This is a genomic window from Methanobacterium sp. BRmetb2, from assembly GCA_003491285.1.
GTDB lineage: Archaea > Methanobacteriota > Methanobacteria > Methanobacteriales > Methanobacteriaceae > UBA117.
This window is the reverse complement of the sequence record CP022705.1, coordinates 1010956-1027787: the sequence shown is the minus strand read 5'-3', so window position 1 is coordinate 1027787 and position 16832 is coordinate 1010956. Positions and strand designations below refer to the sequence as shown.

The 16832-nt window shown below is 34.1% G+C and carries 15 protein-coding genes; 8 read left to right on the top strand and 7 right to left on the bottom strand.

Features of this window, described 5'->3' with window-relative positions; genetic code table 11:
* Window positions 1-103 precede the first annotated feature (103 nt).
* From CIT01_05270 to CIT01_05260, 3 genes are all read left to right on the top strand, one after another.
* A complete protein-coding gene (locus CIT01_05270; GenBank protein AXV37646.1) occupies window positions 104-1372 on the top strand; it encodes a serine hydroxymethyltransferase in 1269 nt (422 codons plus the stop codon).
* A gap of 71 nt (window positions 1373-1443) precedes the next feature.
* Window positions 1444-2139, top strand: coding sequence for a hypothetical protein (locus CIT01_05265; protein AXV37645.1), 696 nt, complete (start codon window positions 1444-1446; stop codon window positions 2137-2139).
* A gap of 167 nt (window positions 2140-2306) precedes the next feature.
* Window positions 2307-2699, top strand: coding sequence for a PBS lyase (locus CIT01_05260; GenBank protein AXV37644.1), 393 nt, complete (start codon window positions 2307-2309; stop codon window positions 2697-2699).
* A 106-nt stretch (window positions 2700-2805) separates the two neighbouring features.
* On the opposite strand, the gene CIT01_05255 is transcribed toward CIT01_05260, so the two are convergent.
* Window positions 2806-3177, bottom strand: a complete 372-nt coding sequence (locus CIT01_05255; protein AXV37643.1) for a hypothetical protein — start codon at window positions 3175-3177, stop codon at window positions 2806-2808.
* 47 nt (window positions 3178-3224) lie between these two features.
* Here CIT01_05255 and CIT01_05250 point away from each other — a divergent pair, with 47 nt between their 5' ends.
* From CIT01_05250 to CIT01_05230, 5 genes are all read left to right on the top strand, one after another.
* On the top strand, window positions 3225-4430 hold the full coding sequence (locus CIT01_05250; protein AXV37642.1) for an S-adenosylmethionine synthetase: 1206 nt from the start codon (window positions 3225-3227) through the stop codon (window positions 4428-4430).
* A 472-nt stretch (window positions 4431-4902) separates the two neighbouring features.
* On the top strand, window positions 4903-8037 hold the full coding sequence (locus tag CIT01_05245; protein ID AXV37641.1) for an isoleucine--tRNA ligase: 3135 nt from the start codon (window positions 4903-4905) through the stop codon (window positions 8035-8037).
* A gap of 80 nt (window positions 8038-8117) precedes the next feature.
* Window positions 8118-10274 carry a phosphoribosylformylglycinamidine synthase gene (locus CIT01_05240; protein ID AXV37640.1) on the top strand — a complete coding sequence of 719 codons (2157 nt, stop codon included), beginning with the start codon at window positions 8118-8120 and terminating at the stop codon, window positions 10272-10274.
* Between the two features lie 3 nt (window positions 10275-10277).
* Complete coding sequence (locus CIT01_05235; protein AXV37639.1) at window positions 10278-10838, top strand: phosphatidate cytidylyltransferase; 561 nt, start codon at window positions 10278-10280, stop codon at window positions 10836-10838.
* A gap of 103 nt (window positions 10839-10941) precedes the next feature.
* On the top strand, window positions 10942-11973 hold the full coding sequence (locus CIT01_05230; GenBank protein ID AXV37638.1) for a hypothetical protein: 1032 nt from the start codon (window positions 10942-10944) through the stop codon (window positions 11971-11973).
* Window positions 11974-12035: 62 nt separating this feature from the next.
* On the opposite strand, the gene CIT01_05225 is transcribed toward CIT01_05230, so the two are convergent.
* From CIT01_05225 to CIT01_05200, 6 genes are all read right to left on the bottom strand, one after another.
* Window positions 12036-13172 (bottom strand): ABC transporter, encoded by a 1137-nt coding sequence (locus CIT01_05225; GenBank protein ID AXV37637.1) that lies wholly within the window; start codon window positions 13170-13172, stop codon window positions 12036-12038.
* A gap of 52 nt (window positions 13173-13224) precedes the next feature.
* Window positions 13225-14433 (bottom strand): ABC transporter, encoded by a 1209-nt coding sequence (locus CIT01_05220; GenBank protein ID AXV37636.1) that lies wholly within the window; start codon window positions 14431-14433, stop codon window positions 13225-13227.
* 107 nt (window positions 14434-14540) lie between these two features.
* Window positions 14541-15440 (bottom strand): ABC transporter ATP-binding protein, encoded by a 900-nt coding sequence (locus CIT01_05215; GenBank protein AXV37635.1) that lies wholly within the window; start codon window positions 15438-15440, stop codon window positions 14541-14543.
* Between the two features lie 161 nt (window positions 15441-15601).
* Window positions 15602-15961, bottom strand: a complete 360-nt coding sequence (locus tag CIT01_05210; GenBank protein AXV37634.1) for a hypothetical protein — start codon at window positions 15959-15961, stop codon at window positions 15602-15604.
* Window positions 15962-16089: 128 nt separating this feature from the next.
* Complete coding sequence (locus CIT01_05205; GenBank protein AXV38732.1) at window positions 16090-16371, bottom strand: hypothetical protein; 282 nt, start codon at window positions 16369-16371, stop codon at window positions 16090-16092.
* A gap of 59 nt (window positions 16372-16430) precedes the next feature.
* The gene (locus CIT01_05200; protein AXV37633.1) at window positions 16431-16715 is read right to left on the bottom strand and encodes a transcriptional regulator; all 285 of its coding nucleotides are present in this window, start codon (window positions 16713-16715) and stop codon (window positions 16431-16433) included.
* Window positions 16716-16832 lie beyond the last annotated feature (117 nt).

Genomic DNA, 16832 nt, shown 5'->3' with positions numbered 1-16832 from the left:
TATTAAATGTTAATCAAAACTTGAAATATTTATATAAGTACTTTTTATATCATCATTTAGATTAATTAAAGATTATCAAAATTCAGTTTCATGAGGAAATATAATGTTTGAAAATGAAAAATACGCTCAAGAGATCGAAAATTTAACAAAAGAGCACCATAAATGGATGGAAAGCAGTATCAATTTAATTGCCAGTGAAAATATTACTAGCACAAGTGTAAGGGAAGCATTAGCTTCTGATCTATCCCATAGATACGCTGAAGGCTTGCCTGATGAGAGGCTCTATGAGGGCTGTGGATTCATTGACAAAATAGAAAATTTAACTATAGATCTTTCCAAAAAAATATTTAACGCCGAACATGCAAATGTACAACCTACTTCGGGTGTTGTTGCTAATTTAGCTTCATTTTTTGCTTTATCGAATTATAACGATAAAATAATGGCTTTAGAAGTTCCGGTGGGTGGCCATATAAGCCATGCAAATGTAAGCGCTGCAGGTATTCGAGGTCTCAAAGTAATTCCTCACCCATTTGATTCAACTAAAATGAATATTGATGCCGATGCCATGAAAAAGGAAATACTGAAAAATAAACCTAAAATAGTCTTACTGGGTGGTAGTTTATTCCTTTTCCCTCATCCAGTGGCCGAAGCTAGAGAAGCGGCAGATGAGGTAGGTGCTCGTGTAATGTATGATGGTGCCCATGTAATGGGTCTTATAGCAGGCGGATACTTTCAGGATCCTCTAAAAGAGGGCACAGATCTTCTAGTTGGAAGTACTCACAAAACTTTCCCTGGTCCGCAGGGTGGAATAATACTCTGTAAAGATGAATTAAAAGATAAAATTGATGAAGCTGTATTTCCAGGTGTTGTGAGTAATCATCATCTTCATCACTTAGCTGCTCTAGGAATAGCCACATCAGAAATGCTTGAATTCGGTAAAGAATACTCCAAACAAATTATTAAAAATTCTAAAACATTAGCTCAAAACTTGTATGAATTGGGTTTTAATGTTTTATGTGAAGATCTGGGGTTCACGGAATCTCATCAAATTGCTATGGATGTTTCCAAGATTGGTAAAGCTTCGGTAATGGCTAAAGATTTAGAAAGGAATAATATAATTTTAAATAAAAATTTACTTCCTTGGGATGATGTTAATCGTTCTGATGATCCATCAGGTATTAGAATCGGTACCCAGGAGATAACCCGGAGAGGTTTGAAAGAATCACATATGGGTGAAGTTGCTGATTACATTAAAAAGGTAGTTGTGGATGGAAAAGATGTTAAAGAAGATGTTTCTGAATTTATTAGCCAGTACAATAAGGTACATTATGCTTTTAAGGAGGACGAAGCATACAAATACATCGAATTCTAGAAATTTCCATTTTTTTACTTTTTATGAGATAATTTGTCCTTTTTTGTTCAGGTGTATTGAGGGAAATTTTTATGAAGGTTGCTTGGGGAATTACAGGAGCGGGCCATTTACTTTTAGAAAGCGTAGAAATTTTGGAGAACATGGCCCATGAACATGAAATAACCATATTAATCTCCAAGGCAGGAGAAGAAGTTCTTAAAATGTACGGACTTTTTAAAAGAGTTAAAAAGTTGACTGGAGGATATTACAGGGAACTGGCATTAGAAAAAGATCAAGAGTCAAGTTTTCCTATAACTGGCAGATTATCAATGGGACGATACGATGTACTCATAGTTTCTCCCACAACATCCAATACCATTGCCAAAATAGTTTATGGCATAGCAGATTCTTTAATTACCAATGCAGTGGCTCAAGCCGGAAAAGGAAGAGTAAAAACTTTTATAATCCCTGTAGATATGGAATCAGGTGAGCTTCAAACGGTTTTACCTTCAAAACTCGAACTGGATTTATGTCAAAAATGTCAGATCTGCGAAGCGGCTGCAACATGTCCCAACGATGCAATAAACCCCGGGGTGGAGATCAATTTACTTGAATGTGAGGGCTGCGGACTTTGTCAACAGGCGTGTCCATTTGGAGCAATATCTGGCGGAAAAATTATAACAATCTACATGAGAGAAATTGACATCAAAAATACAGATAAATTAGATGAATTTGATGGAATTGATGTATTAAAACATCCATCAAAGCTAAAATTTGATGGAAATTAATCAAAACTTGGTAATATTTTTCTATTTTTTTGGTTTTTCCAAGCTATCAAAACTTTTTCTAGATAACTAAATTACTAGAACATAATGGCCTTTACCATAACCAGATGAAAACAAGTAAATAACTTTAAGAACTTAATATTTGTAGCAAGTTAAGGGGGTAATTATGGATGGAAGAAAGATATGGGATTGATTTTCTTATTAAACAACTTCGAGATGATAAATGGTACGTAAGGGAAGATGCTGCCGAACTTCTTGCGGAAGTGGGAGATCCAAGAGCAATTGAACCTCTAATTAAAGCTTTGGAAGATGAAGAGTTCCATGTACGTGAAGCTGCTGCACTTTCACTAGCAACCTTTGACGATAAAAGATCAATAAAACATTTAATCACTCTTTTAAATGATAAAAAAGCAAGTGTAAGATATGCTGCAGCCTTAGCTCTTTCCATTATTGGAGATGAACAGGCAATTGAACCTTTGGAAAAAACTGTTGAAGATGAAGATCCAGTGGTAAAGAAAATTTCTGTCATGGCCATTAATGAAATAAAAAAGAGAAAATCATGATTTGATACATATAATTTTTCCTAATTATATGGAGATATGGTGTATCGAATTTTATTTAATAATTAATTGAATTTTCTATTGAAATAATTTAAAGGGTTAAATCGTTTTATGCAAAATCACATACAAAATCTATTTCATCCCCTATTTCAGTATTAGTTTCGTTTATGAGACCTTTTTTTAGTTCAATAATATACTGGGCTGATTGTTTAGGGGTATAAGTGTCCCATGGATCTACAGTAACCAAGTCTACTACTTCTTTTTTGGAGTTTGCAAAGATAATATCAAGGGGAAATTTCATAAAAAACATGTGAATTCCTGAAGATCGCCTTCCGCGCTGTTTTGGAAGTTTTAATATCAGGCCATTTTCTAAGGTATTTTGGAACATCAAACCTTTGAACCTGGAGAAGAAACTATCAGCAATTTTTGCATAACCCAGTTTATTTCCCTTACTTTTATTTACTATGAGAACAAAGTTCATAAAGATAATTTAACATGATCACTTAAAAAGTATGGAGGTTAATCATCATGAGGAATATCATTGTTAAAGAGCTCGAACAGAGCCCTATTGAGAAAAATGAAGTAGAGATTGTGGAAAGAAAAGGTATAGGACATCCAGATAGTATCAGTGATGGTATAGCCGAGTCTGTAAGTTGTGCTTTATGTAAAGCTTATATTGATAAGTTTGGCGGGGTATTGCACCATAATACTGACGAAGTACAGATTACAGCTGGTGAATCTGATCCCCAATTTGGTGGTGGAGAAGTAATAAAACCTATTGAAATTCTTCTAACTGGTAGGGGCGTAAGGGAATATAAAGGAGAAAAGATAGGTGTTGACAGAATCGCCATCGAAGCTGCTAAAAACTATTTAAAAGAGAATATTATAAATTTAAATGTGGAAACATGTACAGTAGTTGAATGTAAAATTGGTCAAGGTTCAGGAGATTTAGTTGACGTATTTGGGCGTGATGGTATTGCTAAAGCTAATGATACTTCCTTTGGAGTAGGTTACGCACCATTTTCGGAAACTGAAAATATTGTTCTTGCTGCAGAAAATCTATTAAATTCTAAGAGCTTTAAAAAGAAGTTCCCACAAGTTGGAGAAGATATTAAAGTTATGGGATTAAGAGAACACGACGATATTACTCTAACCGTGGCCACAGCAATGATCTCCAAGTATGTAGATAATCGTGATACTTATATTAATGTTAAAGATGAACTTAATGATATCATCACTGATTTGGCCCTTAAACATACTGATAGGGCCGTTAAAACGTTTATAAATACTGCTGATGATCCTAGCTGTCAATCTGAGAAAGGATTTTACCTAACTGTTACTGGCACCTCTGCTGAAATGGGTGACGATGGTTCGGTAGGCAGAGGGAATCGTGCAAATGGACTTATAACTCCAAACAGGCCAATGTCTATGGAAGCTACCTCTGGTAAAAATCCAATAAATCATGTGGGTAAAATATATAACCTACTGTCAAACCAAATGGCAAGTGACGTTGTAGAAAATGTTGAAGGAATTAAACAAATTCATATAATGCTTTTAAGTCAGATTGGTAAACCTGTTGATCAGCCTAAAGCAGCAAGTGCTCAGATAATTTTGGAAGACGGTTACAAGATGGATGCTGTGACTAAAGAAGTTGAAAAAGTGATTGATTCCAGGTTAGAGGATATATCTGCTATCACTGGAATGCTGGTAAAGGGGAAGCTCGGAACATTCTAAAAGAAACTTGAATTAAAAATGAAGTTTTACACTTGAACTAGTATTTTACTTCTCATGGCCTTTAATTATAATATGGGCCGGGCAGTAGTGGAAATATATTTTTAGAATATGAAAAACGCCTATTCTAGACATGTATTTCAAGTGTAATATATTGTATTAAAAGTATGGATTTCTGATTATTAGAACGATTCAAAATTAAAAATTTAATTGTAAATTAGAAATCTCTCTTAATTTTTTTACACACCATAATACCTCTTTTCTCTTCAACAAAGATTTAATCAATATTTTTTTATAATTATTTATTCATGATAATATTCTAAATTAATATAGTGCTCTTATATTCATCTAAATTAAAAAATAACAAGGATATTTACATAGATTGCACATATTAAAATTAATATAATGGGAAATAATACTCTAATTATTAAACACTAAATTCATATTCTAATAAAAAATCATAAGGAGAATAAAAATGCCGTTAAGGGAGGCAGAAAAATCATACAATCCGCATACAGTTGAGGATAAAATACAGAATTTCTGGGAATCTCATGGAATTTACCAAAAAACAAATAAAATGAGGGAAAACAAACCTAAATATTCCTTTTTAGATGGTCCCCCCTACTGCAGTGGAAGAATACATCTGGGAACAGCTTGGAACAAGATAATAAAGGACACATATTTAAGATTCAAAAGCATGAATGGGTTTAGTATTCGCCGACAAGCAGGATGGGACACCCATGGACTTCCTATTGAACACAAGGTTGAAGGTATTCTAGGTATTAAACGCAAAAAAGAAATTGAAACTACCATTGGTATTGACAACTTTGTCAAGAAATGTAAAGAATTTGCCTTGGAAAATAAGGACATAATGACCCAACAATTTAAGAGATTAGGAGTATGGATGGATTGGGATAATCCTTATGTGACTTTTGATACAAAATACATGGAATCATGTTGGTGGACTCTAAAAAAGGCTCATGAGAAAGATTTGCTGATTAATGACCTTAGAGTTATTACTTGGTGTCCACGATGCGAAACGGCATTGGCTCTAGCTGAGATAGACTATGAAAACAAGGAAGATCCATCAATATATGTTAAATTTCCTTTAAGTAACGCAGAAAATGAATATATTTTAGTTTGGACCACAACGCCGTGGACTCTTCCTGCTAACATGGCAGTGACTGTTCATCCAGATTTTGATTATGTATATGTTGAAGTTGATGGTGAAATTTATTTAATGGCTGAAGCACTGGTTGACACTCTCTTTGGTGAAGATGATTACAAAATCGTTAAAACAGTAAATGGATCAGATTTGGAAGGATTAGAATATAAATATCCATTAACTAAAGAAATACCTGTACAGACAGAGTTTCAACACAAAATTATCCTTGGAGAACACGTAACTTTAACTGATGGTACTGGTTGTGTTCATACTGCACCGGGCCACGGGCCAGAGGACTTTGAAATAGGTAAAGAATATGGATTGACCATATTTTGTCCGGTAGATGAGGCAGGTATATTTGAAGCGGAAGCTGGAAAGTATCAGGGAAAATTTGTTAAAGATGCAGATGATGATATAATGAGTGATTTAGATTCTAAGAATCTTCTTCTAAAAAGAGAAACCATCACTCACAGATATGGGTTCTGTTGGAGGTGTAAAACCCCTATCATATACCTTGCAACTCAACAGTGGTTTTTAAAAATTACCGATATAAAAGAAAAAATGCTGAAAGAGCTTGAAAATATCAGATGGGTACCTTCATGGTCTGGAGACAGCCGATTCAGAAATTGGATAGAAAATGCACGGGATTGGACAATATCTCGGCAGAGATATTGGGGAATACCCATACCTATTTGGATATGTGAGGATTGTGGAGAAATTGACGTAGTAGGATCCATAGACGAACTTCAAGAAAAGACTGTAGAAGGAAGTTTGAAGGGAGATTTTATTCACCGACCACATGTAGATGATATTTTGTTAGAATGCAGCTGTGGAGGGAATATGAAACGTACTCCTGATGTTTTAGATGTGTGGATTGACTCAGGGGTTGCTGGATGGGCCTCACTTTATTACCCTCAGGAAACAGAACTCTTTGAAAAATGGTATCCCTACGATTTCATAACCGAAGGCCATGATCAAACTAGAGGATGGTTTTATTCTCAATTAGGCTGTGGAATGGTATCATTTAATCAATCTCCCTACAAAAAAGTGCTCATGCATGGATTTACTTTGGATGAAGACGGTAGAAAGATGAGTAAATCTTTGGGAAATGTCGTAGAACCAGAAGAAGTAATTAAAGTACACGGGGTTGATATCTTAAGATTCTACCTTTTGTGGGGAAATAAACCATGGGAAGACCTGAAATTTAACTGGGAAGAGGTAAAAAATGTCAGTAAAATGTTCAACATCCTATGGAATGTTTATGTATTTTCTACAACTTACATGGCATTGGATAACTTTGATCCAACCAGATACAAGGAAGAGGAACTTAAATTTAGGGATGAAGATAAATGGATAACTTCTCGGATAAATTCTGTTGGAAAAATTGTGACCAAATCTTTAGAGGATTTACACTTCCATAAAGCCACCAGGAGCATTAACAACTTTATATTAGAGGATCTAAGTCGATGGTATGTGCGCCTTATCAGGGGCCGTACCTGGATAGAAAAAGAAGATCCAGATAAACTCGGGGCATATTACACATTATACAATGTCTTGGAAAGTTTGATAACATTAATGGCCCCCATAATTCCCCATATAACAGAGGAAATATACGAAAATCTGGTATTAGGTGTTAAAAAAGGAGTTCCAGAAAGCGTGCACATGCTGGATTGGAATGTTCAAGAAGAACTCATCCACGAAGATCTGGAGCAAAATATGGATGTGGTCAGGGATGTTATAGAGGCCTGTGCTCGAGCAAGAGACACTGCTCGCTACAAACTCAGATGGCCGGTAAGTGAAATAGTAGTGGTTTCTGAAGACCAGGATATCTTAAGTGCAGTTGATGCTTTAAAAACAGTGATAATGGAACAGGCCAACACAAAAACTCTTCTTACTTCCACAGAATTTGAAGATCTTAAAATTAATGCTCAACCAAACATGAAAACATTGGGTCCTAAACTCAGAGGAGATGTACCAAAAGTTGCCAAAAAACTTGAAAGCATTGATGGATATAAAATAAGAGAAGAATTAGAATCAGAAGGAACATTCAATGTACAATTAGATGATAGACTAGTTGAACTTACTCCAGAAGACATAGTATTTGATACTGAACTACCAGATGGTATTGTAAATGCTGATTTTAATGGAGGAAGTGTATTTGTAAATACTACGATTACAAACGAAATTTTATCTGAAGCCATGTCACGAGAGCTTATAAGAAGAATCCAGGACATGCGAAAAGACCTGGATCTTGACGTAGAAGCAAATATACATGTTTTTATTCAATGCAGCGCTGATTTCAAAGATTTAATCCATGGTTTCCAAGACTTCATATCTCATGAGGTTCGAGCAGAAACATTTGAATTTGCAGAGGATAAAGGGGATTATAATAAAAAATGGGAAATAGAAGACGAAGAAATCTCTGTTTCAATTAAAAAGAAATAAATATTTTTAATTCAAATTATATATTGAAAATGTTTCATGTTCAATAATAAGGGTTTAATTGTAAGAAAGGGTGTAAAAAAATGACTTTAACAGATTCAGAACTGGAATATATAAAAAAAGAAATTGGAAGAGAACCAAATTCCCTGGAATGTGGAATGCTGGATATAATGTTTTCAGAGCATTGTTCCTATAAAAGTAGTCGTCCCATTTTAAAATATTTCCCTACAGAAGGCGAAAAAGTAATTTTAGGGCCTGGAGATGATGCAGGAATAGTAGAACTAACTGATGAATTAGCTTTAGCTGTAGGAATAGAAAGTCACAACCATCCGTCTGCAATTGAACCGTATGGGGGAGCAGGCACAGGAATTGGGGGTATATTACGAGATATTATGTCTATGGGGGCCATGCCTGTTGCACTTCTTGATTCACTAAGATTTGGTCCGCTGGAGGATCAAAGGTCTCGATATTTATTTGAATATGTGGTAAAAGGAATTTCTGACTATGGAAACAGGGTGGGTATACCCACCGTTGGTGGTGAAGTGGAATTTGATGAAAATTTCAAGTATAACCCCTTGGTAAATGTAATGTGTGCTGGAATAGTTCCTAAAAAAGATTTAGTAAAGGCAATAGCTCCAAACGTAGGCTCGGTATTTGTATTGATGGGGGGGAGAACAGGAAGGGACGGTATTCACGGAGTCACATTTGCCTCTGAAGAGCTTACCACCACCTCTGAAATTGAAGACCGGCCTGCAGTTCAAATTGGAGATCCTTTCACGAAGAAAATGGTATTAGAAGCCACTTTGGAAGTTTTAGAGAAAATACCTGTAGATGGAGTAAAAGATTTAGGTGGTGGAGGATTAACTTGCTGTATTTCCGAACTTGCTGCTAAATGTGGAAATGGGGCCAAAGTAGAACTAACTAAAATCCCATTAAGAGAAGAAGGAATGACTCCTTATGAAATAATGCTTTCAGAATCTCAGGAACGAATGGTTTTTGTCATAAAACCTGATTACATTGACCCTATAATGAAAATATTTAAAAAATATGAACTCCCTGCCGCAGTAATTGGTGAGGTAACTGATTCCCTACAGATGGTAGTGGAAGAAGAAGGAGAAATCATAGCTGATTTACCTGCCGAAATCTTGGCTGATCCACCTATAATACATAGGGAAGCCCGAAAACCAGATGAATCTACAGAATATGTGGAACTGGAATATGCTGAACCTGAAGAGTCTCTCCTCAAACTCTTGTCGTCACAGAATATTGCCAGTAAACAGTGGGTTTACAGTCAATATGATCATGAGGTTCAAGTAAGATCAATTGTCAAACCGGGAGATGATGCAGCAGTGCTAAAGGTTGACGAGGAAAACGCCCTGGCATTAACTTCAGACTGTAATAGTATTTACACCAAGCTAGACCCTTATCATGGAGGAGCCGGAGCAGTGAGTGAGGCAATCAGAAATATAGTTTCCATGGGGGCAGAACCACTCTGTATTGTGGACTGCTTAAACTTTGGTAATCCTGAAAAACCAGAAGTTTTCTGGCAGTTTAAAGAATGCGTAAAAGGCATGGCTGATGTAGCTAAATGCTTTAACACCCCAGTTATAAGTGGAAATGTTAGTTTTTATAATGAAACAGAGGGTGTAACCGTGAATCCATCTCCAGTTGTGGGAGTTGCAGGTGTAATGGACCAGGAACACATAAGAACATCTGATTTTAAAGAAAATGATGATGTTGTCATTGTTATTGGGAAAACCTATTCTGAACTCGATGGCTCGGAATATCAGAAAACCGTTCATGGATTAATTCAGGGTAAACCTCCAAAAGTCCGTTTAAATGATGAAATCAATTCAACAAAATCAGTACTTGATTTAATACGTGAAGATAACAAAGGTAACATAACTGCAGTACATGATTGTTCTGCTGGGGGCTTAGGGGTAGCTCTGGCTGAAATGGCCATTTCTGGTGACGTTGGGGCAGTAGTAAATATGAAAGATGTGCCTCGGGAAGATACAGTTGACAATTTCCAAACGCTTTTCTCAGAGTCCCATGCACGATATATTATTACTGTCAAAAATAACATATCCAAAGAAATATTAAACAAAATAAACGCTCCTGCAGCCATTATAGGTAAAGTTGGTGGAAACGAATTAATCATCGAAGATTTATCAATAAATATTAGTTTAAAAAAGCTTAAAAATTCATATTATGGTGTTATTGAAAAATTTATGGCTTAAGATATGAGAAAAGAAATTTCGCGTCAGTTGATCCATGCCTCAGGAATACTCATTATTCTACTTGAAAAAGTATTTGACCCTATTATTTTGATTATTATCTGTGGCTTAATTGTTTTAACCGGAGAATTAATATCTTTTATTGATAAGAAAAAGTATATACCCTTTTTTTCCACTGTTTTAAGAAGTTGTAGAAGAAGTGAAGATGAAAAAGGCTACATATATTTTTTTGTGGGAGTTTTAATGGCATTAGTTATTTTTAATTTTAATTTAAATATTGCTAATGCCACAATAATTATATTGGTGCTGGGAGATGCTGCTTCAACTTTAATTGGCAAGCGATTCGGTAAAATTAAATTACCATACCATGAATATAAGACATTAGAAGGAAGTACAGCATTTCTTATAGTGGGATTTTTAGGGGCGCTGTTGCAAATTCCATTACTGCCTGCCTTTTTAGGCGCTTTCTTTGGTGCAATTGCAGAGGCATACAGCCCCATAGACGATAATTTGGTGATACCCATCGTGTGCGGGTCAGTAATTTCTGTAGTGATGTATTTAATTTAATTTACCACTATATTGACTATAGTTTAATTAAAAATAGGTTGTTTAAATTATAAATGGGAACAATTAAAGAATTATTTTATATAATACGTTTTTGGTGATATTTTTGCGTTTAAATAATTTTCATTTGGAAAAGTTGAATATACTGGGCTTATTGCTGATTGTAATTGTAATTTTAATTGTCAGTACAAATTTTTTGGATAGTATAATGCTTTCCCTGACCCATCCTTTCTTGGAAGGATCATCACAGGGTAAATCTATATTATTTTTCGGTTTAATGGGTACTTTGCTCCTATTTTATCCGCTTTTCAATTTTGATGGAAGAATTATGAAAACATTAAAAAATACAAGTTTTGTATTTAGTAATTCCAGCAGAAATTACCTAAAAATAACTATAATTGTTATTTTAATAGCATATCTTATAGGTTTGGCATTGGAAATTCTTATTCGGGCAAAGTATGGTGTTTCCATTTTTACTACATTTGTGTCTTTAAATCCCACTTTAAACACTTCTGGGATTGTACACAGCCACATTTATAAATCCATGATCGGAGCACTTGTTACTTATTTGGGATTGTATGTACCACCTTCCATTCATACTGGAACATCTCTCATATCTTACGTTTCTCCATTAGCATATATTGTATTTATTCTATTTCCTTTAGCATATATAACTGGTATTATTTCTTTAAACGAAAGAAAGGATATTAATCGTTTGATACTTGCATTTTCATTGACCACCGCCATTATAGGAATTTTTGATGGTGGTTTATTTTCCATTCCTGCAGTAATAGGTTTGGCAGGACTTTTGGGTGTATATTCAATAAAAAAAGTTCCTTCATTTAAAGATTTAGTAAAACCCTCTATAATAATAATATTAATCATAATAATTCGATTTTCAATACTTATAGCTGGTACAAACACGGATTATTACGAAATAACTGTCATTGAACCTATGAAAACTATAGAAATCCCGGGCTATGATATTATAGATATGAAAACAGAAAATAATAAAACTATAATTCAAATAAAATCCAATGAAAATGAAAAACAAATATTAAGCTATATGAATGCGATATTAAAAAACAAATGTTCTGCATTTTTTATTTCATGGAATTTCTGGGCATGGTTTTACTAGAAACTCATTTGACGTTTATAAATTTAATTTTTAAATAATTAAATAATATTTTAATTTTTTAATCAAAGTCTTATGGTCCTTTCATGTTTAAAATACTTAACCGCCACTGAAAATATTATCAGTGACAATAATATGGTGGGAATAAACTCTAATAATAATTCAGGATTTATGTAAGGGCTTGAAGCGATTTTTACGATTAAAACTGTGGGTATTATATTTAGAATTACGTCTAAATAGGGTATAGTAACAAAAAGCGGGACAAAAAGTATAAATGTAGCAAACACCAGGACAAGGGTTATTGCTGAATTGGCTTCTTTGGTGCTATCTACAAGCATAGATAATATCACTCCAATCCCTATGAATCCAAGGCCAATGAAAAATAAGAGTATGAATAATAAAAGGGGATTGTAGATAGGTACACGGAGAAAATTAAGCAATATTATCCAAGCAACACTTTGGATGAGTGAAAAGGAGAGTATAGGTATAATTTTTCCTAGGACAACCATAAAACTGGTTAAAGGGGTCATGAGTAAAACTTCAAATGTTTTACGTTCTCTTTCACCAACAATACTGTCTGTAACAATGTTACTGGCCAAAAAGAAGGGTAAAAGAAGAATAAAGGGGACTATAAATCCATACATGATCTCCACAAAGTAAGGGTTATCTAGGGCAACATCAGCTTTGTCATTTTCGTTAACCTTAACTTCACTAATTTGAATAGGATTCTCCACTTTTTTTATCTCCGTTTCATTCAAACCACTTTTTTGCAGTTTAACTGCTTTATTGTAATTATTCAGGGCTAAATTAATTTTTTGGGATACCACAGGGTAGAAAACACTGGTGGTATCTATCTGAACCGAAATATTTTCTCTAGCAGTAGTTAAATCTACTGTTGCAATAATCTCAGAACCTACCTTGGCCGCAGCTTCTTGGGAACTGTCGAAATATATTAAATTTAAATTTTCATCTTTGAGATAACTGGCAAGGGATGAATTTTTAAATTCATCGGATAAACCAACCTTAAATTCACTGTTAACCTGAAATTGATCCATAAGATCTGGATCTGTGGCAATAGAACTTACCACCGCCAATCCAAAGGCACCTAATACGATAAATATTTGTACAAAAACTACCAGCAAATATATTCTGTTATTTAGTATATCAAAAGCCTCTTTCTTTGCCAGAGATAGTATTTTCATTTTTATTTAATCCTCAACTGCTTTTTTCAGGTAAATTAAGGAATTAACCCTACTAAACAAATTTACCTTTTAAGAATCTTATTAAACTTATTATGCCTGTAAATTCAAATATTAGGTGGATTATACCCGGTCTGGGTCCAAAAACCACGTCATCTCTTTTGAATAATTGGATGGTTATGATGTAGGAAAGCAAACTTACAATAACAATAATTATGATTGGTATTAATAATTCGGTGGTGTTGATACTCTCACCGGAAAAAAGCCGCATAACCAGAGTCATAGGTGAGATACTTGCAGCGCGAACGGATCCAGAAAGATAAGCCAGAGCAGGCACCACCAGATAACCTACTACCCCAATATAAACAAAACTGATGCCAATTCCTGCTTCTTTATAATTTTTTGAATAAGCGGCAATGATTGAGGTTATGCCAATAATAGGGATGGAAGTTAGAATAACAACGATGTAAACTAGAAATGCATTTCTTATATCAAAACCAGCACCTAAAAGTATAACCATCCACAAGAATACCTGCACGGCAATGGTGAGTATGACAGCTAAGCTTTTTCCTAAAATTATATTGGTATGGGAGATAGGCATTGCCACCAATATTTCAGCAGTTTTTCTCTCTTTTTCTCCTACAATGCTATCTATAACCATATTACCAAATAAAAACAAAGGTAAAAATAGTAGTATGGCTGTCATAACCTTGCTTATAATCTGCAAAGGTAAGGGTTCACCCTGCTCTTTTTGTTCCACCGATGGTTGAGTGATATTTTCTGAACTTATTTCTTTTATCCACTGATTAGTAATGATACTGGAAAGTGCTTGTGAAGTAGTTTCCACTTCTGATTTTATCACACTTCGTTTTGGGTCATTATAATTAATTAGGAGGGTTAAATTCAACGTTTCTTGCCTATCTATTTTTTCAAAAGCATCAGATGGAACTAGAAGAAGCCCAGTGCTCTTGTTATTATTAAAACGGTTGAATGCTATGGAATAGTTTAATCTTTCTATTTTTAAGATATCTGGATTTAATTGGCCCCTAAAAAGATTTTCATTATCTACCACATCCATGGACGCAAAACCAGAAAGGGAGGGTGTTAAAGCAACGTTTTTTCCAGGTTCTATACTTCCCATAAAACTGTTAAAGAAGATTATCATTAAAATTAGTACAGATACTTGTAGAAAGAAGATGGTTAAAAATTTTTTACTGGAGAGAGTATTTTTGAACTCCCATTTGGTTATAACCATGAACCGCATTAAAATAACCTTTAAACAACTGAATAGTCTTTAATAATTTCATTTATCATACTACATCATAAAATACATTTAATCCAAACATGATTTTTAGTCATATAAAAGGTCGTTTATTTAACTTTTTGAATAAATACATCTTCTAATGTAGGTTCTTTAGTATTAACGGACAATATATTATTTTCGAATAGTTCTACGATATCACAAATTTCTTCGCTGGAACTTAGGGATACACTTACTTGGTCACCTATAATCCTTACATTTTCTACAGATTCTAAGTTTTTTATATCTGCAGGTCGAATTTTATCTACATTTTCAACTTTTACATTTAAAATAGTTTCGCCATGAATTTTAGATTTCAAATAATCCGGAGTCCCAATATCCAGTATTTTGCCCTGATTTAATATGGCTACACGGTCACATAATGCTTCTGCTTCGTCCATATAATGTGTACAGAGAATTATGGTTTTTTTCCCTTTTAAACTACCAATAAATTTTCTAATAGTGTTAGAAGTTGCGGGGTCCAGCCCCATGGTAGGTTCATCGAATATTATGATTTTGGGGTCATGAATAAGAGCCCGGGCAATTCCTATTCTCTGCCTCAATCCTTTAGAAAATGTGTTAATTTTGTGCTGGGCCCTTTTACTCATATCCACCAGTTCCAGGAGTTCCTTAATTCGAGGATCGATTTCGTCTTTAGGTACTCCGTAGAGTTCAGCAAAATATTTTAATAAATCATAAGCTTTGAACCGTTCATAAAGATTAGGTTCTTCTGGTAAGTATCCTATCATGGATTTAATTTTTAGAGGATCATTATAAATACTGCACCCATCAACCAGAACATCGCCATGGTCTGGTTTTAAAATACAAGATATAATCCTAATAGCTGTTGTTTTACCTGCGCCATTGGGTCCTATCAACCCTAAAAGTTCTCCCTTTTTTATTTTAAGATCAAGATTGTCCAGAGCTTTTATACTACCAAAATGCTTACTTAAAGATTTAATTTCTATCATTTCTTCTCCCAAGCTCAATTTTAAACATCATATAATCTTTTTGTTGGTTTCAATTATTAAAATTGACGGTTTTAAACTTATAAATCATTTAAATCTAGAAAAGAAGCATTAATTCTAAATCATTTATTTTAAAAAAAAATAGAGAGAATTTGTTCCCATACTTACGATTGGCAGGATCCATCTCTAAGTCTACCCCGTTTTCGGGTCTGATCTTGGTCACAAGCACAATCAGCATTAGAACAATTTACACCTCTATTGGAATCTTGTCCATATCTATGTTTAGCAGTTCCAGTGGTTTTATTCTTATATCTGTATTGATTCTGTTTTTTTAACTGAGATATCTTATTATTCGTTGTTGAAACTGTGTTTGATGAGCTAGTGTCTGTGTTAGTGTTATTAGTAACTGTGCTTTTGTCTTCATTGGAGTTGGTGGCTGTATTAGTTGTGTCATTGGTAATGGCGAAAACGGGTATTGCACCTATTACCATGACCATGGCACAAATTAAAGCAATTTTCTTCATTTTATATCACCTCCTTGGATAATGGGTGATATAAACATAATTTTACTACTTAAAAATAGTTATTCCAGAATTATACCCAAATCTCTACCTAATAAAACCCAGATTCTTCTTTTGGAAATATTTAACACTTATTCCCAAGTAATCTTTAGAAGTATTAATAATGCTATAAACTGGGTGGTATTTATGGTTAGAAGCGGAATTCCCATACCCGGCCCTCTAAATCCACTTTGCAGTAAGAAAAACATTAAGAAGAACATGTTTTGGAGAAGTAGTAAGAATGCAAAGAGCAGCAGTCCTAAGGTAAATTTTGACTTTAATCTGCGATAACTTCTTCCGTATACGTATAAAAGGGCAATTAATAAACAAATGTTTGCAATATTTACTAGAGCAGATGCATAAGCAATTTCCATATTGGAGAAACCTGCTCCTCCATGATATCCTTTTCCCGCAACTTTCATAATTCACACCACTAATTTTTTTTATCTAATTTTTCCCAGATTTCAGTAAAAATATCATAATTTTCTTCCAAGTTTCCTGATAGGAAATACATGGTGGCATATTTTTCGCCAGTTGAAGTAATAACTTTGTTGTCTATAAGAACTTTTAAATGATGTCTGATTGTTTTATAATCTAGATTTAGTTTTTCAGACAATTGATTAGCATTATAAGGCCGTTCATGCAAAACTTTAATAATTCTAGCCCTGTTTATTCCACCTTTGGTACCGGCTATTAACCACCATAACAGTTTTTTCATAAACATCCCAGTGAATTGGTATTTTTAGATTAAATAAGATTAATTAGATGATTATCTAATATAATTAAACATTATCCATTTTTACTAAAATATAAGGTATTATCAGGTTTTTATCAA